At 34.8% G+C, this 22,187-nt stretch carries 19 protein-coding genes and 2 tRNA genes; 7 read left to right on the top strand and 14 right to left on the bottom strand.

Features of this window, described 5'->3' with window-relative positions; translation table 11 throughout:
• The first annotated feature begins 1,119 nt into the window (after positions 1-1,119).
• The 4 genes from CKF54_RS04475 (at position 1,120) to CKF54_RS04460 (ending at position 3,962) form a co-directional block, all read left to right on the top strand.
• On the top strand, positions 1,120-1,392 hold the full coding sequence (locus CKF54_RS04475) for a GrxA family glutaredoxin (protein WP_119525174.1): 273 nt from the start codon (positions 1,120-1,122) through the stop codon (positions 1,390-1,392).
• Positions 1,393-1,723: 331 nt separating this feature from the next.
• The gene (locus tag CKF54_RS04470) at positions 1,724-2,308 is read left to right on the top strand and encodes a TetR/AcrR family transcriptional regulator (protein WP_119525173.1); all 585 of its coding nucleotides are present in this window, start codon (positions 1,724-1,726) and stop codon (positions 2,306-2,308) included.
• Between the two features lie 234 nt (positions 2,309-2,542).
• Entirely contained in the window at positions 2,543-2,956 is a 414-nt protein-coding gene (locus tag CKF54_RS04465; protein ID WP_119525172.1) for an Ohr family peroxiredoxin, read from the top strand.
• 28 nt (positions 2,957-2,984) lie between these two features.
• Positions 2,985-3,962, top strand: a complete 978-nt coding sequence (locus CKF54_RS04460) for a zinc-binding dehydrogenase (RefSeq protein ID WP_119525170.1) — start codon at positions 2,985-2,987, stop codon at positions 3,960-3,962.
• A gap of 250 nt (positions 3,963-4,212) precedes the next feature.
• Here the strand turns inward: CKF54_RS04460 and CKF54_RS04455 are convergent, their stop codons facing one another.
• On the bottom strand, positions 4,213-5,118 hold the full coding sequence (locus CKF54_RS04455; RefSeq protein ID WP_119525168.1) for a hypothetical protein: 906 nt from the start codon (positions 5,116-5,118) through the stop codon (positions 4,213-4,215).
• A 2-nt stretch (positions 5,119-5,120) separates the two neighbouring features.
• Entirely contained in the window at positions 5,121-6,194 is a 1,074-nt protein-coding gene (apbC, locus tag CKF54_RS04450) for an iron-sulfur cluster carrier protein ApbC (RefSeq protein ID WP_119525166.1), read from the bottom strand.
• A 173-nt stretch (positions 6,195-6,367) separates the two neighbouring features.
• On the opposite strand from apbC, the gene guaC reads away from it, so the two are divergent.
• On the top strand, positions 6,368-7,354 hold the full coding sequence (guaC, locus tag CKF54_RS04445) for a GMP reductase (protein WP_119525164.1): 987 nt from the start codon (positions 6,368-6,370) through the stop codon (positions 7,352-7,354).
• A 227-nt stretch (positions 7,355-7,581) separates the two neighbouring features.
• On the opposite strand, the gene prfC is transcribed toward guaC, so the two are convergent.
• The 8 genes from prfC to CKF54_RS04405 form a co-directional block, all read right to left on the bottom strand.
• Positions 7,582-9,171, bottom strand: a complete 1,590-nt coding sequence (prfC, locus tag CKF54_RS04440; RefSeq protein WP_119525163.1) for a peptide chain release factor 3 — start codon at positions 9,169-9,171, stop codon at positions 7,582-7,584.
• Positions 9,172-9,186: 15 nt separating this feature from the next.
• Positions 9,187-10,251 (bottom strand): hypothetical protein, encoded by a 1,065-nt coding sequence (locus CKF54_RS04435; RefSeq protein WP_119525161.1) that lies wholly within the window; start codon positions 10,249-10,251, stop codon positions 9,187-9,189.
• A gap of 9 nt (positions 10,252-10,260) precedes the next feature.
• On the bottom strand, positions 10,261-11,631 hold the full coding sequence (locus CKF54_RS04430) for a hypothetical protein (RefSeq protein WP_119525159.1): 1,371 nt from the start codon (positions 11,629-11,631) through the stop codon (positions 10,261-10,263).
• Between the two features lie 196 nt (positions 11,632-11,827).
• A complete protein-coding gene (locus CKF54_RS04425) occupies positions 11,828-12,619 on the bottom strand; it encodes a hypothetical protein (protein WP_119525157.1) in 792 nt (263 codons plus the stop codon).
• A gap of 298 nt (positions 12,620-12,917) precedes the next feature.
• Entirely contained in the window at positions 12,918-14,774 is a 1,857-nt protein-coding gene (ftsH, locus tag CKF54_RS04420; protein WP_119525155.1) for an ATP-dependent zinc metalloprotease FtsH, read from the bottom strand.
• A gap of 490 nt (positions 14,775-15,264) precedes the next feature.
• Positions 15,265-16,218 carry a DNA cytosine methyltransferase gene (locus tag CKF54_RS04415; RefSeq protein WP_119525153.1) on the bottom strand — a complete coding sequence of 318 codons (954 nt, stop codon included), beginning with the start codon at positions 16,216-16,218 and terminating at the stop codon, positions 15,265-15,267.
• 64 nt (positions 16,219-16,282) lie between these two features.
• Positions 16,283-16,975, bottom strand: coding sequence for a restriction endonuclease PLD domain-containing protein (locus CKF54_RS04410; protein WP_119525151.1), 693 nt, complete (start codon positions 16,973-16,975; stop codon positions 16,283-16,285).
• Positions 16,976-17,017: 42 nt separating this feature from the next.
• Complete coding sequence (locus CKF54_RS04405) at positions 17,018-17,551, bottom strand: hypothetical protein (RefSeq protein WP_119525149.1); 534 nt, start codon at positions 17,549-17,551, stop codon at positions 17,018-17,020.
• 258 nt (positions 17,552-17,809) lie between these two features.
• Between CKF54_RS04405 and CKF54_RS04400 the strand changes: the two genes are divergently transcribed.
• Both CKF54_RS04400 and CKF54_RS04395 read left to right on the top strand, forming a co-directional pair.
• Positions 17,810-17,886, top strand: a tRNA-Arg gene (locus tag CKF54_RS04400).
• Positions 17,887-17,962: 76 nt separating this feature from the next.
• A tRNA-Arg gene (locus tag CKF54_RS04395) sits at positions 17,963-18,038 on the top strand.
• Between the two features lie 152 nt (positions 18,039-18,190).
• Here CKF54_RS04395 and CKF54_RS04390 read toward each other — a convergent pair.
• The 4 genes from CKF54_RS04390 to asnS all read right to left on the bottom strand — a co-directional run bounded on the left by CKF54_RS04390 (position 18,191) and on the right by asnS (position 22,118).
• Positions 18,191-18,715, bottom strand: coding sequence for a CvpA family protein (locus CKF54_RS04390; protein WP_119525147.1), 525 nt, complete (start codon positions 18,713-18,715; stop codon positions 18,191-18,193).
• A 267-nt stretch (positions 18,716-18,982) separates the two neighbouring features.
• Complete coding sequence (locus CKF54_RS04385; RefSeq protein ID WP_147396815.1) at positions 18,983-19,792, bottom strand: hypothetical protein; 810 nt, start codon at positions 19,790-19,792, stop codon at positions 18,983-18,985.
• A 29-nt stretch (positions 19,793-19,821) separates the two neighbouring features.
• Positions 19,822-20,637 (bottom strand): hypothetical protein, encoded by an 816-nt coding sequence (locus tag CKF54_RS04380; RefSeq protein WP_119525143.1) that lies wholly within the window; start codon positions 20,635-20,637, stop codon positions 19,822-19,824.
• A 74-nt stretch (positions 20,638-20,711) separates the two neighbouring features.
• Positions 20,712-22,118, bottom strand: a complete 1,407-nt coding sequence (gene asnS, locus CKF54_RS04375) for an asparagine--tRNA ligase (RefSeq protein ID WP_119525141.1) — start codon at positions 22,116-22,118, stop codon at positions 20,712-20,714.
• Between the last annotated feature and the right edge of the window lie 69 nt (positions 22,119-22,187).

Raw genomic sequence — 22,187 nt, 5'->3', positions numbered from 1 at the left:
GGTCCGCAAGTGCATTGAGTGCCACAGTTACAACCACATGAACATTTGTTATTTTCTAATGTCATAATAAACTCCTTTAATTAAGATAAACTTATCTTTTAGAAAATTTAGGGGAAGTTGACTTTGCTAGATGTGTAACTTTAAATTTTTCACTTCAACTTTGTAAAAATTTAAAAATTATTTTTCTTTGAAAGTCTAAAAAGATTTAATTAAATTATAAGGCAATTTTAATTAATTTAAAGTAGTTAAAGAAAAATATTTTTAACTTTGTTATTTAGTGTTTCTATTGTAAAGTTAGATTTTCTAACTTAAGATAATCTTGTTTATCAATATTTTAGGCTAGAGTATTTTGTCTTGTAGAGCTGTTTTTTTCCTAAAAATACTTATGTTTGTGATAGGTGTTAGTTATCTTTTGTAAGGTTGTTTTGTTAAGTAAAAATAAGCATGGTATTGATAGTTTTTACCTATAGTAAAGTGAGGTTTATCTAGGAACTACATAGGTTTTTACACAATACCATAAAATAGCAAGGAGAATAAAATTTGCTTTTTATGTACTTCAAATTCATAAAAAAGTATAGATTGGAGATTTGAAGTCTTTAATAAAATTTTTCTTTTAGGGAAAAACCTAGGAGATTGCGACTTAATTATTTGATTTTACTTCATTAAAAGTAAAAATTAGCTAAGTCTGAGTTAAAAATAACCTTACATTTTGTAAGAGAATTTAGGTTAAGAGACTAGTTTGCAGATAAAATAAATTAGCATTTTGCTAAATTTATTTTAGAAGTTCTAGAGGCAATGTTGCAGAAGAAAGTATACCTCGAGCCCCTGATACAAGGAAGAAAGACTTTTAGTGTAATCTTGAGAGTACTTTGGAAAGAGGATACAGGGAAGCAAGGATATTTTTAGCTTTAGTTTGAGATTTAGTTTGAGTTTGAGCTTCTTGAGTTCGATAAAGGAAAGGCTTTTAAGTAAAGGAAAGGCTTTTAAAAATTGGAGAAAGGCTTTATTGAGAATTTTACAGTCACCGAAGCGTTTCTTAGTAAAACTAATAAGCTTAAATGTGTATAGGTGATATAATAGAGCCAACATTATATTATTTTAGTTTATAGGAAATATTATATGGCTCAATATTCAATTGAAATCTTTGGTCGTGAAAGCTGCCCTTACTGTGTACGTGCTAAAACAATTATGGAAGAGTTAAAAGCTCAAGGTTTAGCTGAAGGTGTTTATCACGATATGGTAGTTGAAGGTATCACTAAAGAAGACCTAGCTGCAAAAATTGGTAAAGAAGTACGTACAGTACCTCAAGTTTTTGTAAATGGTCAACACGTTGGTGGTTGTGATAACTTTGTAGCGTTCTTAACGAACGAAGGCGTAAAATTTAGTAACTAATTTTTTAGAGCTGTTTACGTATTTATAGCTATATACATAGTTATTGGTATTTACAATTTATAGCTCAATAGCTTATTGTAAAAATTTAGAGAGGTAGTTTTACCTCTCTAAATTTTTATTTTCAGTAAAATTAATTCAACTTAATTAACTTCTCTGTTAGTTTAAGTGAGCAAATAAAACTTTTTATAAGTTTAATTAGCTTTCAGGTTATAATTAAAGCTTAAATTATTTTCTTTTATTTTTCAACAGGTTGATTGTCAAATTGACAAAAAATTGTAAAAAATTATAAAATTTACTAGTCGACCGGTCTAATTTAGTGTATTATATTTTTATGAAACAGGGAGAAGAAACAAAAAACCATATTCTTCAAGTAGGAATGGATCTAATCCTGCAAAAAGGTTTTACTGGTGTTGGCATTAGTGAAATCTTAAAAGCTGCAGATGTACCAAAAGGTTCTTTTTACCACTACTTTGCTTCTAAAGAAGTTTTTGGGCAAGAGCTAATAGACTTTTATTTCGATGATTATCTAGCTAGACTAAGTGAAATCTTTGCTGATAATAGTCTAAACTTTAGTGAAAAGTTGCTCAAATACTGGCAAGTGTGGCAAGAAAATGAAATATCAGGCATAAGATGCCTTATTGTAAAATTAAGCGCAGAAGTATCAGATGTATCTGACTTAATGCGTAAGCATATCCAACAGGGAATGCAAAGAGTGATGAATAAAGTTGTTGAGGAACTTGAACGCGAGCAACAAGCAGGTAAGTTTGAGCAAGTTTCTCCGCAATTTTTAGTATCAAATATCTTTAGTTCTTTTTTAGGAGCATGCTTAATTTATAAAGTTAATCGACCATCAACAGAGAGCTTTACTTTAGTAGAGCAAAACCTTAAGCAACAGTTAGCACTATTGCAAAAATAAAAAGACCAATTTTATGAATAGAACCATTCAGAGGCGGTTCGATTTCATTTTTATCAATTTATTAACTGTTTATCACTTTATTAATAAATTTTATTTTTATCTTTTCAATCTTTTCTAACTATGACCAAGTTTAGAAAAGCTTAAAATTATCTAGACTTATTTTACTTTCTACTTTCAACATTCATTTTACATTCAACAATTAACACTTATTTTTTCAACAACGAGGAAAATCTCATGAAACTATTTTATCAAACACAAGCAACAGCAACTGGTGGACGCGCAGGTAGAACTGAGTTAGATGACGGCTCTTTAGGCTTTGACTTAACTCCGTTTACAAGTGAAAAAGAAGGTGTAAATCCTGAACAATTATTTGCTTTAGGTTACGCTGCATGTTTTGACGGTGCGTTAAACTTAGTTGCAGAGAAAATGGGTTTACCTTTAACTGGTAGCAAATGTTCTGTACAAGTAGGTATTGGTCAAGAATTAACTACTGGTGCTTTCAAATTAGAGGGTAAAATTACCGTTCGTACTCAAGGTTTAACAGCGGAACAAGCTCAAGAGTTAGCGGAAAAAGCTCACGAAGTTTGTCCTTACTCAAACGCAACTCGCAATAACATGAAAATTGAATTAGCAGTAGTTGCTGAATAATACAAATAATTTTTTGGAAGAGGAAAGAATGCAAGCGGTAATTCACAAAGTATTCGGTGAACCGCAAGATGTTGTGGAATTAGCTCAAGTTGAAGTACCTAAAGCGCAAGCGGGGCAGGTTCTTCTTGAGATGATCATGTCACCAATTCATAATCATGATCTTTGGACAATTAGAGGTACTTATGGCTACAAGCCTCAATTGCCAGAGGTAGCAGGTTCTGAAGCTGTTGGTAGAATTGTAGCATTAGGTGAGGGTGTTGAACACCTTCAAGTAGGGCAAAGAGTAAGCGTTGCAGGCATCCATCAAACTTGGGCGCAATACTTTGTTGCACCTGCTAGTTCAGTAGTACCTATTCCTGACGCTATGACTGATGAGCAAGCAGCGCAATTAATAGCTATGCCCTTTAGTGCAATAACTCTGTTAGAGTTTTTACAAGTACAAAAAGGTGATTGGATTATTTTAAATGCTGCTAGTGGTATGATTGGTAGAACTACGGCAATGTTAGGTAAAGCGCGTGGGATTAATGTAATCAATTTAGTACGTCGCTCTAGTGCTATAGCTGAATTACAGGAATTTGGCATTGAACATGTTGTTGCAACTGATGCAGCAAATTGGCAAGATCAAGTACGCGCAATTTTGGGTGAGAATAAATTAGTAGCTGGAGTTGATTCAATTGGTGGAGCTGAAAGTAAAGCTATGAGCCAATTGCTGGGTGAAAAAGCTCTCTTTGTTTCTTTTGGAACTATGGGAGGAGAACCTGTACAAATTCCAGTAGGTGATTTAATTTTTAAACAAATAGTAGTTAAAGGTTTCTGGGGAGCTCTTGTTTCGCAAGAAATGGAGAAAGAAACCCGAGCTGCATTAATGCGTGAGTTGATTGGCTATGTGCTTAATGAACAAATTAAATTACCAGTTGCGCAAATTTTTCCTTTAGAACAAGCTGCTAAAGCTTGTGAAGCTAGCCTAGCGCAAGGTAAGAAAGGAAAAGTTCTGTTAAAACCCTAACGCAAAAGATAATCATTGAATCTTACATTCCTTAAAAGAGCTAGTGACTTTAGTTATTTTTAACTAGATTATTAGTATCTAAATACGTAAAGAGAAGAGTTTTACCTCTTCTCTTTTTTTAATGCGTAGATTATTGTAACCAGTTATTATGTGGTTCTTGCTGTTCTTCTTGTTTTTTCAGTACTTATTGTTTTTCCAGTACTTCCTTTTTTTCTGTTCTTTTTACCACAAGAGCAATAAATTTTATCTCTTACACTTGCCAGTTAAAAACGATAAATCCAGGATTACTCTTAGCTTGTTCAAGATAAACTTCACGTTTATCGAGCCAGAGCTGTTCGAGTTCTCTTTCTTTAATTAAGAGACGCTCAACTAAGCGCGCATCGAGTTTTGCTTTACTATCACGGACATCTTGGGCTGCTATTGGTAAAGCATTTTTATTAAGCAGCACACAAGGCCAGTCTTGACGTTCCCCTATATAACTAGAAGCAAAATAGTATTCTTGAGGTACAAGATATCTAGGAGGTAAAACTTTTGCTTGGTAACCTATTTGCAGAGCATAGCAATTTAAATGACTTTCATCATGCCAGATGGCAATTATGCCATTAGCAAGATCTTGATCAACTCTTTGCGCTAAAGTTTTTGCCATTGTCAGAAACTCTTGGGCTGTACCTCCATAAAAAGCTCCAGCTACGTAAGTAGTTGCTTGCTCTTCAGGAATGTAAGCCAGAGAAGCAGGATTACGCTCATACGAGCGTAATCTCTCTGGTAAATGATTTTGCCCAAAATGCTCCACAAAGATTAGTCCTTTTTCTCCCTCTGGGAGCAAAAGTTCAGAAGCAAGAATTTTATTCTTACAATAGTAATTGGCATTAGCGAAGAAGATATAGTCAAATTGTTCAAGGTGAGAACTTGCCTGACTAAAGTAGTGAAAACGCTTTAAAGTTGCTCCAGGCCATGCTTCGTATGGAGTTTTTATAATTTTTACGATAGGATTGTAGCGATACAACTCTTCTAGTTCACTACTATCAGTAAAGACTACAAAAGTTAACTCACAGTCTGGTAAAAAGTTAGTATAAAAGTAAGGGAACAATACTTTGAAATAAGTATCATAAGCTCCGGTGTTAATACTAACTAAAGCTACCTTAGGTTTTTGCATAACTATAATTGGGAAATGTTAATTGCTGAAGCGTGCTTTTTCACCTCAGAGTAAAGTTTAAAACTTACTTTGTCTGCTAAATTATTAAAAATAGCAGTGATTGGGCTCTCTGCTCTTACGGCTGTGGTAATGATTCCATCGTCTAAATCTTGACGAATACTTGGATCTAGAGGCACTGAAGTTAGTAAATCAGTTTCTAAGAAACGACTAATTTCTTCAACTCCTTGACTACCAAAAATATGAGCTTGGTGACCACAGTTTGGACAAATATACATACTCATATTTTCTACAACTCCAAGCACCGGAACATTCATTTCACGGAACATGTTTACCCCTTTAAGAACGTCAAGGAGAGCAATATCTTGAGGTGTTGAAACAATAACGCTACCAGTTACCGCAAGATCTTGTGATACCGTAATGTGGATATCACTTGTACCTGGTGGCATGTCAATTACAAGATAATCTAAATCCGGCCAGTTAGTTTCTTCAATTAGTTGTTTTAACATCGAAGAAGCCATAGGTCCACGCCAAATAGTTGGATCAGTTTCCGGTACTAAAAAGCCCATAGAGTTAGCGTAGATATTGCCTACTTTTACTGGGTGCATAGTTTTATTATCATCAGAGGTAGGTTTAGTATCGCTAGCGCCTAGCATATGAGGAATTGACGGACCATAAAGGTCTGCATCAAGAATACCAACACGTGCTCCGCTATTAGCAAGACCTGCCGCTAAGTTAATTGCTACTGAAGATTTACCTACGCCTCCTTTCCCCGAAGACACGGCAATAATATTTTTTACTCCAGGGAATGGTTGTCCCTTACCTGAAGCTTTTCTTTGGCTAATATTAAAAGTAACATTTACGCTAACTTTACTAATTTCAGGATGTTGTTCTTTGATATAAGCTGTAAAAGCGTCAATAAAATCTTGCTTAGCATTTAAAGCAAAAGGTAATTGTACCGTTACCGCTAGTTGTTGATTAACCTGATTAAAAATAATATTTTGTGAAGTTAAGGCATTAAGTTCATTTAATGACTTTTGCCAAGCGGGATAAGTAAAGTTCCCTAAAGATGTAAACATTGTTTCTCCTAAAAAAGAGTAGTTAATTTTTTGTCGTCTATATTTTACCGTAAATTAAAATTTTATTATGGACTATTGCAGAGGATATAAATATATGCTAAACTAAATCGTAGGTTAAAAAGAAACGCTAAGTTTTTCGTTTTTTTTTTAACTAAAAAAGGATAGTTTAATCCATGCTTAATGATGTAAGAATCTTTGACTACGAAGATATTCAGTTAATTCCAAACAAATGTATCGTTAATAGTCGTGCTGAATGTAACACTAGTGTTAAGTTAGGTAAACATGAATTTCGTATTCCTGTAGTACCGGCAAACATGCAAACTATTATTGATGAACCTTTAGCTGAAGAATTAGCTCGTCGTGGTTACTTCTATATCATGCACCGTTTTGCTCCAGAAACTCGTGAGAATTTTATTCGTCACATGCAAGCGCAAGGTTTATATTCTTCTATTTCTATGGGAGTAAAAGAAGATGAATTTGCTTTTGTAGAGTATCTGGCAAAAAATAATCTTGTACCTGACTACATTACGATTGATATAGCTCATGGTCATTCTAATTCTGTAATTAGCATGATTAAGCATATTAAACAATATTTACCTGAATCTTTTGTAATTGCGGGTAATGTAGGAACTCCTGAAGCTGTACGTGAATTAGAACTTGCAGGAGCAGATGCTACTAAAGTAGGAATTGGTCCTGGTAAAGTTTGTATTACTAAATTAAAAACAGGCTTTGGTACAGGTGGTTGGCAGTTATCAGCAGTACGTTGGTGTGCAAAAGCTGCTACGAAACCAATTATTGCTGACGGTGGTATTCGTGATCATGGTGATGTTGCTAAATCAATTCGTTTTGGTGCAACTATGGTTATGATCGGTTCTTTATTCTCAGGTCATCAACAAAGCCCTGGTGAAACTATCGAAATCGACGGTAAATTATATAAAGAATATTTTGGTTCAGCGTCGGAATTCCAAAAAGGTGCACGTAAAAATGTTGAGGGTAAGAAAATTTTAACTCCATTTAAAGGTGATCTTTTTGACACTTTAGAAGAGATGCAACAAGATTTACAAAGTTCTATCTCTTATGCAGGTGGTAAAGAATTAGATGCTTTACGTAAGGTTGATTACGTTATCGTTAAGAACTCGATTTTTAACGGTGACCGTTAAGAACTATAGTTAGTAGATGTTTGGTTAATAACTTCTCTTAGTTAAGAATTAATAACCAGTGTCTTATAACTAACGCTTAAGCTTTTATAACAGTTTGAATTTAAGTCATATTTGTTTTAGTAGAAGAAATGTTATATTTTTTAATACTATCTCCTACTAAAAAATAAATGAAACGTAAAAAAGTCAGATCTATGATCTGACTTTTTTACGTTTTTCTTTTAGAGCAATTAGTGCTCACGAGTTGAGAAGAATCTAACGTCTGGATATTTTTCTTGAGTTAGATTTAAGTTCACCATGTTTGGCGCAATATAAGTTAAGTTATCTGCACCATCAAGAGCTAAGTTACCTTCACAACGACGTTTAAACTCTTCGAATTTTTTCGCGTCATCGCATTCAACCCAACGTGCTGTTGCTACGTTTACTGGTTCATAAATAGCTTCAACGTTGTATTCATTTTTTAAACGGTTAACCACAACGTCAAATTGTAGTACCCCAATTGCCCCTACAATGAGATCATTGTTAATTAGCGGACGGAATACTTGTACAGAACCTTCTTCTGATAGTTGAATTAGACCTTTAAGAAGTTGTTTCATTTTTAAAGGATCTTTTAGACGAATACGTTTGAAAAGTTCTGGAGCAAAGTTTGGAATCCCAGTAAATTTAACTGGCTCTTTAAAGGTAGAGAAAGCATCACCAATTTGGATAGTACCATGGTTGTGAATACCAATAATATCACCTGCGTAAGCTTCTTCTGCATTGGTACGGTCACCGGCTAAGAAAGTTAAGGCATCGTTAATGGTTATTTCTTTACCAATACGGTGTTGGTTTACTTTCATACCGCGAGTATATTTACCGGAAACAATACGCATGAAAGCAACACGGTCACGGTGTTTTGGATCCATGTTTGCTTGGATTTTAAAGATAAAGCCCGAAAATTCCGGAGCTGTAGCCGCAACTTCACCATCTAGAGTTTTACGTGCTTGTGGTGCTGGAGCATAAGCTGTTAGGTAATCTAACATGTGATCAACCCCGAAGTTACCTAGAGCAGTACCGAAAAATACTGGAGTAAGTTTACCTTCAAGGAACTCTTCTTTATCAAACTCGTTACTTGCACCTTGAACTAATTCAAGTTCATCTTTAAGTTGTTGGTGAAACTCTTCACCAATTGCTTGAATTAGATCAGGGTTATCAATACCATCAAAACGTACTACTTCTTGGATTTTACTACCTTGGCCTGATTTATACATTACAGCATAATCACCAACGATGTTGTAAACCCCTTTAAAGAATTTACCTGAACCAATTGGCCAAGTAATTGGCGCACATTTGATTTTTAAGATATCTTCAACTTCATCAAGAAGTTCTAATGGATCACGAATATCACGGTCTAACTTGTTCATAAAAGTTAGAATTGGCGTGCTACGTAAACGAGTTACTTCCATTAGTTTAATTGTACGTTCCTCAACCCCTTTAGTTGCGTCAATCACCATTAACGCAGAGTCTACTGCGGTTAGAGTACGATAAGTATCTTCAGAGAAGTCTTCGTGCCCTGGGGTATCAAGCAGGTTTACCATGCAACCATTGTATGGAAATTGCATAGCTGAGGTTGTAACCGAGATACCACGTTGTTTCTCGATTTCCATCCAGTCTGATTTAGCTTTTGCTTGGTTACCTTTACCTTTTACGGCTCCGGCAGTTTGAATAACTTGTCCGACAAGTAAAAGTTTCTCGGTAATAGTTGTTTTACCGGCATCCGGGTGAGAGATAATTGCAAAAGTTCTACGTTGTTGGATCTGTTCTAAAGTATCGTTAGACATAAAGAATATGAAAAATTAATTTGTTTCGCTTGGCGTTGCTAGGATATTGGTTGCTTCAGGAATTGCAAGAGTACGAGAAACATAATTAGTGTAATTATCGATTACTCGACTGTTACCTGAAACAGAAATACTAATTAAAGCTGCATTTAAAGCAGGACCTTTAAAATAGTTAACTAGGTTTAAACCTAAAACATTTTGAGAATGTTGTTGGGCAATATTGCTTTGAGCAATGGCAACAGCTACAGCATTAAAAGCTGGAGCTATGTCTTTATAGTTATTTAAAGAAGCAATCTCTAGGAAAGAATTAACCATTTGACAAGATTGAAGTAATAACTTACTGACATCCTTTAGATCATTAGTGTAGTATTCATTTAAAGCACCTACTCCTTTTTGGATATAGTCTAAATCTAAATCAAAACTACCAATCTGACATTTGGTATTGTACTGCTGTAAATATTCTGCAAAGTTTGCAGTATTAAAGTTTATGCTTACTCCATTTTGTTCCATTAATTCTTGCCAATTAAAGGTTGTATGGTCGTATAAGTAACGATATTCCGCCATAATATAATCAAAATAGAGATTTAACGCGCGAAAGATTTCGAGTTTATTTTCAGGGGTAGCATTAGCATATTGATCAGCATAAACGCGTAGCATACTTCCCATGTATCTAATACCGATTAAAGAGTAGCTAGATACGTAAGAGGTACGACGCAGACTATAAAGAAACTGATCTTCACCTTCTTGCGCTGAGAGTAGAGGGTTGCTTGGAGAAGTTTGCGTAAAAAGTTCACTAAGGGGATCTGGTTTTACAGAAGCTGGAAGCTCTGTAGTGATCCCATATCTTTCTTCGGCAACCATACGTAAAAGAGATTCAATCACGACTTTATTAAAATCAAAGTCCTCACTAAAGTAGATATTACCTTGATAGAAACTAGGATCGATCTGTACACTTGGATAAAGTTGATGAGTGAAATCTAAATTTTCCGTATAGGTGTTTGTAACTTGAGGTTCGGGATCTGATTTCCCGCAACCAACTAAGGCAAGAGCTAAACATGCTACCATAAAAGCTCTTTTAAGCATATATAGTCCTTAGGAATTTAGCAAACTATAATCGTAATGGAAAGTTTGCCCTTTAACAGGTTTTAAAAGCAATTGAGGCGTGTTAGGTAAAGCTGGTAAGTAAAAGTAATTACGTGCTTTAATAAAATCAACTAGCTCTTTGTTTTCCTCTTGCTCGTTAATCCAGAAATAAAGCTCTTGGTTACTTAAACTCACAAGTTGTACTTGTGAGCTAGTTGTTTGTTCCAGAGCTAGTTCAATTGTTTGACCTTGATCTTGATTTGCCTCCAATTGGTTGCTTTGTTCTTGGCTCTGTTGAGCTAGCAGGATACGGTGCGCAACCTCTTGAGCTTGAGGATCTAAAGTTTGCCAAGCAGGTGTTAAGCTAAGCTGGTAAAAAATTTCACTTAAACTCCCCAGACGATTTAAAGAAAATTGATAGTCAAAAGGAGTAGTTAAATTTTGACAAGCTTGGCATACTTGTTGTAAATGTTGTAAATCAACACGGTTAAACATTGGATCACGAGGGTTAATCTCTAAATGTCCTTGTTGTACCCATGCGTATAAAGCGCTTAAATAGTTAGTAAAGGTAATATTCTCGAGATCGATATTATAGCCATTTTGTTGTAAACGACTAATTTGCTCTGGGTACTTTTGTCCTACTTGTAAATTGTAATCTTTTACTAAGTAGAACTGCACAGCCATTTGTTGCATGATTTTTAATAACTCAAGATTGATAAAGTCTAACTTTTCTTGGTAAGAAAGTGGTTCTTCATCTTGGTTATTAAAGTCAAGACTGTAAATACGGTAAGTTAAATTGTTAGCTTCACGATAAAGTAAAGAGAGAGGATATTCAAAAGAGTTAATTGAAACGCCTCTAAAATTAAAGTTAATTAGCTCTTGCGCTGGTAGTTGGTAACCATAGTTAGCAACAAAATCAGCAGTCATTTGCTTTCTTTCATCTTCGATTTGTAAAGCTACACGAGTATCACTTGAATTAGTATAGTAAAACTCTTGGTAAGCTTTTTGCATATGACTAGCTAAAGCTAAAAATACTGGTTTGTAAAGATCGTAAGAGCGATTAAAAACTGGATTGTCTTGACTAAAGTTTATGCGTGGCAGTACTTGATCTGGATTGTTAGGATCAACTTTAACTAAAACGCTAGAGTTTACATAGGTTGCTTGATAGCTATTAGCATAAGCATTTGCATCAAAGTCTTCGAGGGATTGATTGTACTCGCATTGTGGAGCAAGCTCATTAGCTTGTTGATTGCAATAATCTCCACTTAAAACATCGGTATCGATCGCATCGCTTGATGTATGCGCTGTAATTTCTTGGGCTGGCTGGGGATCGCAAGCTGTGAGAAATAGCACAGCAACCAGTGGTAATAGTTTTTTCATATTCATCAAAAGGATAGATTGATAAAGCTCTGCTAGTTAATGAGGATATTCATCAGAAATCTCATTAGGTGATTAACCGGATTTCTGCCTAGTTCTAAGTAAAAATTTGCTTCTATATTGTATCACTTTTGACAAAAAAAAGCCCGTAAATAATTTACGGGCTTGGAGATTTATACTAATATTATTTAGCTAAAAATTAGCTTAATGCACGGTAGATTGCACGAGTTTCTACTGCATAATTATCAAAATCTTTTAATAGACGGTAACCGCGTGGGTTAGCTTGTCTAAATTGTAATTTTGCTTGATCTTCAATAAAGTCGTCAGTTAAGTTATCGTAAGTTAAGTTTACGCCGTAAGTACCAGCTTGTTGTCTATACACTTGGTACACGTGCTCAGCATACTCAGAGTAAAGAGCTAAGTAGCTTTTGAACTCAGGTAAGTTGATTAAACTAGTGTATTGCTCAGATAGAGTACATAAGTTTTCGAAATCACGTGCGTAACCATTTACTTTACGAGCTTCTTTGCTAGTTAAAGAAACTGATAAATTGTTGTTTACTGCGCTACGGTTAACTGTTAATTGACCTGTATTACATGCAGCTGTTAAATCTCTTAAGTAAGAGTTTAAAGTAACTTGACTTGCATCAAAACCTAGTTTGTTGTCTTGAGTTTGTGCAGCTACTTTAGATACTACGTAGAAAGTTACAAAAACATCTTCAAAATGTTCAGCTTTATCTTCTACCGAGTAGAAGTCATCATCTTTAGCTAAATCAAATAAAGCACGAGTAACTTGTTCGTAAGCTCCAACACCTGGTAATGGTAAGCGGTAAGAGTTACCTTCAATGTAGCTAGCTACTGCTTCGTTAGCTGTGTAGTCACCAAAGAATTTGTTTGAACTATAGTTAGCAGTTTGGCTTGTTGCTGAAGCAAAAGCTAAAGTAGGGATTGCTACTGCTAAAGTTGAAAGTGCAAATAATTTTTTTAATTTCATATTAATGTCCAGATAGAAGTCTCTCTATTTGTTGTTTTATAAATGTTTGAATTTATCACAAACTTTGAGTTTGTTTCAATAGTATATACACGAAAATTTTATTTCCAAGTTTTTCAAGGTGAAAATTTTACTAAAGATTTCTTAAGTTGTTGAATATTAGGTTATCGCTTAGCACTATTCTCGTAAGGAAAAAATGGTTATCAGGGGTAAATTTGCTTTATGAGTTGTTTATTTAAGCAGCAATAAGAAAACGGGATCTAGCAGAGCTAAATCCCGTCAAGACTAATTTACTTTTAAATTAGATATTATCGTTTAAATGTTCGTAGTTACGATCATCGTCCTCATCATCCCAATCGCGAGGTTTACCTGCAGGTTGACGATTCATAATGCGCTCTACTTGCCATTTGTCGATAGTTTCATATTCCATTAAAGCGTCTTTCATTGCTTCAAGGATATCGCGGTTTTGTTGTAACACTAAACGCGCTTTATCGTAGTTACGTTTGATAATCGCTAATACAGCTTGGTCAATACGTTCAGCAAAAGCGTCTGAAGCTTGTGGACGACCATATGGATCATTTTGATCAGGAGCGTAGTTAATTGGACCTAACTCATCATCAAAACCGTATGCAGTAACCATAGCACGCGCCATGCGACTTGCATATTGAATATCAGAAGAAGCACCAGTTGATACATAGTCTTTACCGAAGATAATTTCTTCAGCTAAACGACCAGCGTAAGCCATTTGTAACTTAGCTTCGTAGATTGAGAAGCTTTGGTATACTTGATCTTCTGTTGGTAAGAAGTGAGTAACCCCTAAAGCACGACCACGAGGAATAATTGTAACTTTGTGTACTGGATCGTTACCTTCTACTAAGTAGCCAACAATTGCGTGTCCAGCTTCGTGATAAGCTGTACGTAATTTATCAACTTCTTTCATAGTTAATGAAGGACGTTCAGTACCTAAAGTAATTTTATCTTGTGCTAACTCGAAGTATTTCATAGTTACTTCTTTTTGACCATTACGAGCTGCCATTAATGCCGCTTCGTTGATTAAGTTAGCTAATTCTGCACCTGAAAAGCCTGGAGTACCACGTGCAACTGTATTTAAGTTAACATCACGAGCTAAACGAGCTTTCTTAGCGTGCACTTGAAGAATTTGTAGACGACCTTTTAAGTCAGGTAAGTCTAGGTTTACCGTACGGTCAAAACGACCTGGACGAACTAAAGCGTCATCTAGAACGTCAGCACGGTTAGTTGCTGCAATTACGATAATGCTTGTTTTCTCATCGAAACCGTCCATTTCAACTAGTAATTGGTTTAGAGTTTGTTCACGCTCATCGTGACCACCACCAAAACCAGCACCACGTTTACGACCTACGGCATCGATCTCATCGATAAAGATAATTGCTTTACCGAATTTTTTCGCTTGATTAAAGATTGCACGTACACGTTGTGCACCCACACCGGCAAACATTTCAACGAAATCAGAACCGGCAATAGTAATAAATGGAACACCAGCTTCACCAGCTACCGCACGCGCTAATAAAGTTTTACCTGTACCTGGAGGACCTGCCATTAGTACACCTTTAGGAATGCGTGCACCAATGTCATTGAATTTTTGTGGGTCACGTAAGAAGTCAACAATTTCCGCAACTTCGCGTTTTGCTTCTTCACATCCAGCTACGTCTGTTAAACGAGTTTTGATATCTTTGGCTTCGTAAACACGACCAACTTGTTTATCATTACCCATAGCGCTAGCCATACCACCAGTCATACGGCGCATTGCCCAGAGGTATAAACCTAGAAATAATAACAGTGGAATCATGTTAACTAAGATTTCCACGATTGCGCTAGGACGCTCTGGTAATTTACCGATTACTGTGATGTTTTTCGCAAGTAATTGATTTAGTAGTTGATCATCACGCATTGGTAGAATTGTTGTGTATGTTTCACCTGATTTTAGGCTAACAACAATAGTACCTGTTTGTGAAATTTGTACTTGACCAATTTTATCACTTTCAATTTGTTGAACAAAAGTTGAATAAGGTTGTGTATTTCTATTACTATTAGCATCAGAGAAGAAGCTAAATAAACTAATAGCAGCTAGAAAAACCAATAATACTAAAAAAGCATTCTTTCTAAGAAATGGTTTCACTTAAACTCCTTTTTCCCTGATCTATAAAAATAGATAGGGTTATAACTTTATACTGTAGGTTATATAACTATTTGATTTTTATCAAGTCAATTTTACCATTTTTTAGTAAAGTGGTCTAATATAAGCTTGAGAATTGCTAGTTAGATAATTACAGTCAAAAGTAATGTTAATAAATAATTTTTTACTACTCTATAATAGCGTTTTTTTTTAAATTTTCAAGATATTTTTATATGCTTATATAGTAATTAGGCGATCTTCTCTGTTAATTTATACTCATTCTTATCTAAAAGACAAAGATTAGTAAGTAGCGAGGTAAAAATCTTGCGAGAAAATTTTATACTAAGCTAGCATAAACAGCTTAAACTAAGGGGTATAAGTTGTTTTAAACGGGCAATCTCAAGTAAAGGAGCTTGGCATGCAAAGTTACTCTACATGCAAAGTTGCTTCACATGGAGCATAACTTTGTCAGCAAGTTACTTTATCAGCAAAGTTACTTTTGCTCACTTTTTTCAAGAGCCTGCTTAATTGCTTGGGCTAAGCGATAAATTACAGGAACGACAACAGAGTTACCTGCTTGCTTATATAAATGGGAAGTAGCAATATTTGGTAACTTAAAGTTATCAGGATAACCTTGGAACTTGAAACACTCTTCAGGAGTTAGTTTACGAATACCATGTTTTGTTAAAACTAAAGGAACATTATGTCCGCCAGTTCCCATGTTAGCTGTTAGAGTTGGACAAGAGTTAGATTTGTTCTCACGTACATAAACACGACGCCATTGGTACACTGTGTCGCGGTTAACTATGGCTTCTTTTAGTTGCGGATAGAACTTAGTTTTTTCTGGAGTATAGTAATAACGGTCATCTACCTTTTGGTTGTAATCAACTATATCCGCAATTGACCTTTCTAATGGTATAGCTTGAGGTGGAGTAAAGTTGTAAAAATCCTCTTGGTTTTTAAAGCCAATAATATAGATACGTTCACGATTTTGCGGAACATTACCATATTGTAGGGCATTTAACAGTAGAGGGATAATTTGGTAACCATAGCTTTCTAAGGTTTCACGAATTACTTTAAAAGTATTTCCTTTATCGTGTGAAAGTAGGTTTTTAACATTTTCAATAAAGATAACGCGTGGTTGTTTGTCTTTAATAATACGCGCTAATTGAAAGAAAACCTCACCTCTTTCATCTTCAAAACCTTTACGATAGCCGGCAACAGAAAAGGCTTGGCAAGGAAAACCACCAACAATAACATCACAGTCAGGCACGTCTTCACTCTTAATGTTGTTGATATCATCAACAACAAGTTGATGTTGGTGGTTGAAGGTAAAGGTTTTGGCTGCATTTTGGTCAATTTCGTTTGACCATATAACATCGAAGCCTGCTTGTTCGAACCCTAGTTCGATACCACCAACTCCGGCAAAAAATCCAACTAATTTCATCTAAGAGTTTCTCCTAAAGTTATACTTAGGTTTTTATGTCAATTTTTTTACTAAATAGTAACGGTTACGAATTGTATTCTTGAGCAAATTTTTCATAGGATCCTAGTGGAAGAAAGTCTAAAGAGTAGTTAAACTCATCATGTTTATAGAGAATAACGCTGTCAATACCGATTTCATTTAAATCACTCTTTGTAACAATAACGCCTCTAGGTATATCTAAAATTTTTCTTAATATCCATTCTCCTAAGTATGAGTTAGGGTTGCTCATTAAAGCTTTACCTCCCTGTTGTACGATCCTCATACTTATTACTTTTCCACTAGGAAGTTTGACATCAAAAGAATCTGTCTTGAAGTCTTGGGATTTATAGGTAAAGAAGCCTTTCTTCTTTTTATGTATCCATGAAGGTACAGGAATGTAAACTTCATCAAGTTCACGTTTACGTCCGCCTGCATTCCATTGGTTTAAACCTGATTTTAATTCAACTTGATTACTTCTAGGGCTGTAAAGAGGTAATATTATATAATCAAAATTATTTTTCGCGAGATTTGTTTCATTAAAATCTACTGAGGAGTTACTAGATAAGATTTTTGAACTTAATGAGCTCTTGCCAAAAAGTGAGTTTGGTAAAGCAGTTTTGTTTTTGGCATCTAATTTTTGGATACTCGATTCTTGTGTACCAAAAGCATTGAGTAAGAATTGATAAGGGTCGTCTTTTATATGTATCTCAATTTTTTCTAGATAGCTTTTAGATTGCAATTTAAATTTTTTGAATAAAGTACTCTTGGACTTATTGAATGATTATTCATTTTTATCGTCTTCGAAAGTTATGGATTTGGGGGAGTCAACAATATTTATGATCTTGTCTACATTTATAGTATCCATTGGTTCTTCATATATGTTGAAGCTTTCCGGTTCCCTAGTGATAAGATGATAAATGAGGGTTTCTAGTTCATATATCCCTTGGGTAGACTTTAATCTTTTATTTCTTAGGTGAGCAAGACGTTGGCAAAGCTCTAGGGGTGGTAAGTTTTTTAATGAATCAGCTTCAGCGTTAAACTCTGCTATTTTTTGATAAGTGTTTCCATGATTGTGTAAGAATGTTTTTAGACCTATACCAATTTTCCCTATATGTGCATCAATAGAGTTATCTTTGCGAGAATCGTTTATAGTTTTAAAGGCCTTACAAAAAATATTTTCAGATATTCTGTAGTGTAAATAAGGGATGGTATTGTCAGAAAAAAGTTTAGATAAAGAGCCAAATATTTGCAGTAAAGTCTTATATTCGTTTTTATCTGTCTCTTTTTGCAAACTATAGAAAAACTTTTCAGTCATAGGGGTGCTCTCCTAAAGTTAAATCTTGATATATTTTAACTTATTTTTTGCTTAAAATATTAGAAGTAATAAGGTGTGAGTGCAAATAATAAGAGCTATTTATTACGTAACAATGAAATGGCTAAATGTAGTTTTCTAATGTAGAATTAAAAATTTTTTTGTGCCAAAATCAAAGAGGTTAATGAAAAAATCTTAAAAAACGATTGCAAAAGGATAAAACTTATACTATAATTACAACGTCTAATAAAAAGATAGAGAGCACCCATAGCTCAGTTGGATAGAGCATTCGCCTTCTAAGCGAACGGTCACAGGTTCGAATCCTGTTGGGTGCGCCATTCTTTTTAAAGACCCTTTTTTTTGCCCTTGTAACTTTAATAACTTTAAGTTATAAAAGTTAAAGTATTTATATTTACACTTGTAGCTTAAATGGTAAAGCGTCTGTTTCCGATGCAGGAAGATGTAGGTTCGACCCCTACCAAGTGTGCCAGTTTTTGCAAGATTTTTCGAAACTAAAAAGGTCTCCTTCAATTGAAGGAGACCTCAAACGTTATGAGTATCTAAATTTAAGTAAATTGCTCTATCGCAAGTCATAATTGACTTTCAAAAGAGTTTTACTTCAATGAGGAAAAATTATGATTATTACTTACCTAGAGCTTTATCAATTACAGTAGGGTTAAAGATCTCTTTAACTTTTTCTGTAATGTTAAAACCAGAGTTGCAATAATCAATCACTCTCTTAGAGTAAGATTGATCAAAACTGCTTACGATATGATCAACATCTACACCATTCTCTTTTAATAAAGTGTAAACTACAGAGATTACTAAAATAGTAACAAAAGCGTAGATTACTCCACCTAAAAGAGATAATAATGGGTTAGATAATACGATTGATCTACCAAATAGCGCTGTTAAAGCACGAGCAGCTAGACCTAAGAAAATGTATGAGATTAGGAAAACAATAATTAAAGCAATAACTGGGTAGCTAGTTACATAAGGTACTTTTGAGAGGGTATTATAAAAGTCACTTGTGTAATTTAAAGCAATAAAAATAGATCCCGCTAAAGCAACTAGAGATAATACTGAACCTAGAAATCCTTTTAAATATCCACGTACAAAGAAAACTAGGACAATAATTCCTAAAAATAAATCGGCAATTGAAAACATAGTAATTAAATTCCAATATGTTTAAGTAGTAATTTTTTTACTAGCTTAATTATACACTATTAGCAGTAAAAACGATAAATAAATGCGACAAAGGTTTGATTGAAAAAGCTTAAAGCTAAAGTCTAACCTTTAGCTTTAAGCTTTTAACAATGATTTACCAATTATCTTGTATTTATCAATTATCTTGCAGGTATTTTAAGAGTTTAGGCTCTTGCTTTGTTTTTACTTTGCAAGTTTAAGCTCTCCTCTTATAAATTGCTTACTTAATTAAAGAAAAGCGCCAATAAAGTAAACTACGACAAAATAGATAATTAAACTTAAGCACAGAGGCTCTAATAAACCACCTAAAGTACGTAGTACGTACGGGATTACGGAAGCAAAAGTAATTTGTTTACTATCATTAGTAATTAGGAAACGATGATTTACTTTTAACGCTACGAGAATAGCAAAGTAGATAATTGCAGGGATATAAGCTAAACTCTCCGTAAAACCTACAAAGTAGTAGATAACTCCTCCGAATACTCCCAAAGCAGCAATAAAACTTAACCAAAAGGTTAGGACGCGGTAAGTTCCCACTGTGAGTACATAGAAGAAACGACAAGCTACTACCGCAAGTAAAAGCATGCTAACAGTATTGTTGCCTGTAAGGACTTCAAGTACAGGTTCTTCTAGACCTTTACTAAAAGCTATTGGATGATGCATGTACATCACAAAAGCATACAGAGCAATAATTGCTTCTGCTAAAGCACAAAAAACTACAGTTTTGCGACTAAAAAGGGTATCTTTGTACTTTTGGGCAATATCAATAGCAAAATTACTTCTTGTAAAAAAGAGGTAAAGGACGTTTAGTAAAGCAAAAGCTAAAACAAGCAGTAAAGTATGATCATAAGCGCCATAATCCATTAAATGAAAAGTATGGAAGCCAATGACATAAAGAATAAAGCTAATACTTCCTGCAAGGATAAACATAGTAGCATCAAAGCTGTACTTGGTTCTCTTTAAGTTGAGCGCTAACCTGCTTCCCCAACATAGAATAAAGAGTAAGCTTTGAGGATAGTAAGTAAAAAAATTTTGCATAACAAAATAAGGCGACTAAGAGTTAGTCGCTAAAAGTATGATTTCAAAAAAGTTAAATCAGTATAGGAATTTACAAAGATTCCTAGGATCATTAGGCTAGCAATTAACTCTGCAAGGGCTGTTAAACCGTGGAGGAGCATTGCAAAACGTGCTTCTGATAACTTAGTGCGAGCAAAGAAGTTGTAAAAGTTCTCTTCGGTAGCAATATATCTAAAGATATAACTAACGGCATATACATATAAAAAGGTATTAGTAGCAAAGTACTCACGATGACCAATTAAAGTATAAGTGAAAAAGAAAATTATGCTTACGCTCCAGAAGACAAAAGTTTTGTAATTACCTAATAACAGGTTGTAAAAGAAGCGAACAACAATAAGCGTAACTATAGCAATAAACCAAAAGTTACTTGTAGCTTCTTGAGCACGGCTTGATGAGGCAACAAGCCAAGAGCTAAATTGCGCAAAGTCAGATAAACTTAAATAAGCAAGGAATGAAGCAATAATTTCTGTAACAATTACAACTTCACGTGCGTATAAAGTTGCTGCTTGCGTAAAACCTGGATAGCGACGACGTATCCTTTGGTGTAACCATTGGCTTGAAATTAAGTGATAAAAAGCAAAGCCTAGCAGGAAGTAAGAGGTTACCACAAATAAAGGTTTATACGGATTTAACTGTAAAAAGCTTGAATAAAAGAAGTTAGGCGATAGAGCAGAGGAAATTAACTCTAAGAAAATAACTGTAGCACTTAAAGCAAAAGTACTAAAGCGTGGATCCCTAAAATTATGGGTAGCTCTAAATGCCACAAGCATAGCTATAATTACAAAGTTAGGGGTAGAAAAAAGCATAAATTCCTTAAATCTAAAGAAAAAAGTCCGGTGTTGCTCACCGGACATTTTTCTTGCTCAGCAAAGCAATTAAATTAGAATGCTGCGTTATTAGGTGTACGTGGGAATGGGATCACGTCACGAACGTTTTGTACACCAGTTACATAACTGATTAAACGTTCAAAACCTAAACCGAAACCTGCGTGAGGTACTGTACCGTAACGACGTAAATCTAAGTACCAATCGTAATCTTCTGGTTTCATACCTAGATCTTTAATACGTTGTTCTAATACATCTAAACGCTCTTCACGTTGTGAACCACCAACGATCTCACCAATACCTGGAGCTAAGATATCCATAGCTGCTACAGTTTTACCATCTTCATTTAGACGCATGTAGAAAGCTTTGATCTCTTTAGGATAGTTTTTCACAATTACAGGAGATTTGAAGTGTTCTTCAGCTAGGTAACGCTCATGTTCTGATGACATGTCAACACCCCAGTAAACAGGGAATTCGAATTTCTTACCGCAGTTTTCTAGGATTTTAATTGCATCTGTATAGTCAACATGAACGAACTCAGCGTCAACTAGTTGCTCTAAACGCTCTAGTACACCAGGTTGAACAAATTTATTAAAGAACTCTAAATCTTCGCGGTTTTTCTCTAAAACACGTTTAAAGCAGTGACGTAATAAATCTTCTGCTAATTTAGCATTGTCTTCTAAATCGTAGAAAGCTACTTCAGGCTCAACCATCCAGAATTCAGCTAAGTGACGAGTTGTGTTTGAGTTTTCCGCACGGAAAGTAGGACCAAAGGTATAGATTTTACTTAAAGCTGAAGCATAAGTTTCACCATTAAGTTGACCTGATACAGTTAAGAAAGTTTCTTTACCGAAGAAATCTTGTTTGAAGTCTACTTTACCTTCTTCTGTTCTTGGTAGATTGTTTAAATCTAACGTAGAAACACGGAATAGTTCGCCAGCACCTTCAGTATCTGAAGCTGTAATTAAAGGGGTAGCACACCATAAGAAGTTGCGATCGTTAAAGAACTCATGAATTGCAAATGCTAAAGTGTTACGTACACGAGCAACAGCACCAATTAGGTTTGTTCTTGGACGTAAGTGAGCAATTTCACGTAAGTATTCAACTGATAAACGTTTGTTAGACATAGGGTATTGATCAGGATTTGCTACCCAACCAACTACTTCTACGTTTGTAGCTTTAATTTCTACAGCTTGACCTTCACCAGCTGATTGTACTACTTCACCAGTCACAATTACAGAACAGCCGTTAGTTAATTTTAAAACTTCGCTTTCGTAATTTGCTAGATCGTTAGCAACAACTGCTTGAACTGGATTAAAACCAGAACCATCATATACTGCTAAAAATGAAAAACCAGCTTTAGAGTCACGACGAGAACGTACCCAACCACGTACAGTTACTAGTTCTCCGACTTTAACTTCACCATTTAATACTTGCTGTGTAGAAGCTATAGTAGCCGTCATTGTAAAAATACTCCGAAAATTTAATTAGGGAAAAGTTTATTGAATTAACAAGAAACTTTTGAATAAAAA

It is taken from the genome of Psittacicella hinzii, assembly GCF_003585885.1.
Classification (GTDB): domain Bacteria; phylum Pseudomonadota; class Gammaproteobacteria; order Enterobacterales; family Psittacicellaceae; genus Psittacicella.
Note: the sequence above shows the minus strand (reverse complement) of the source record. Positions and strands in the feature narration are given on the sequence as shown.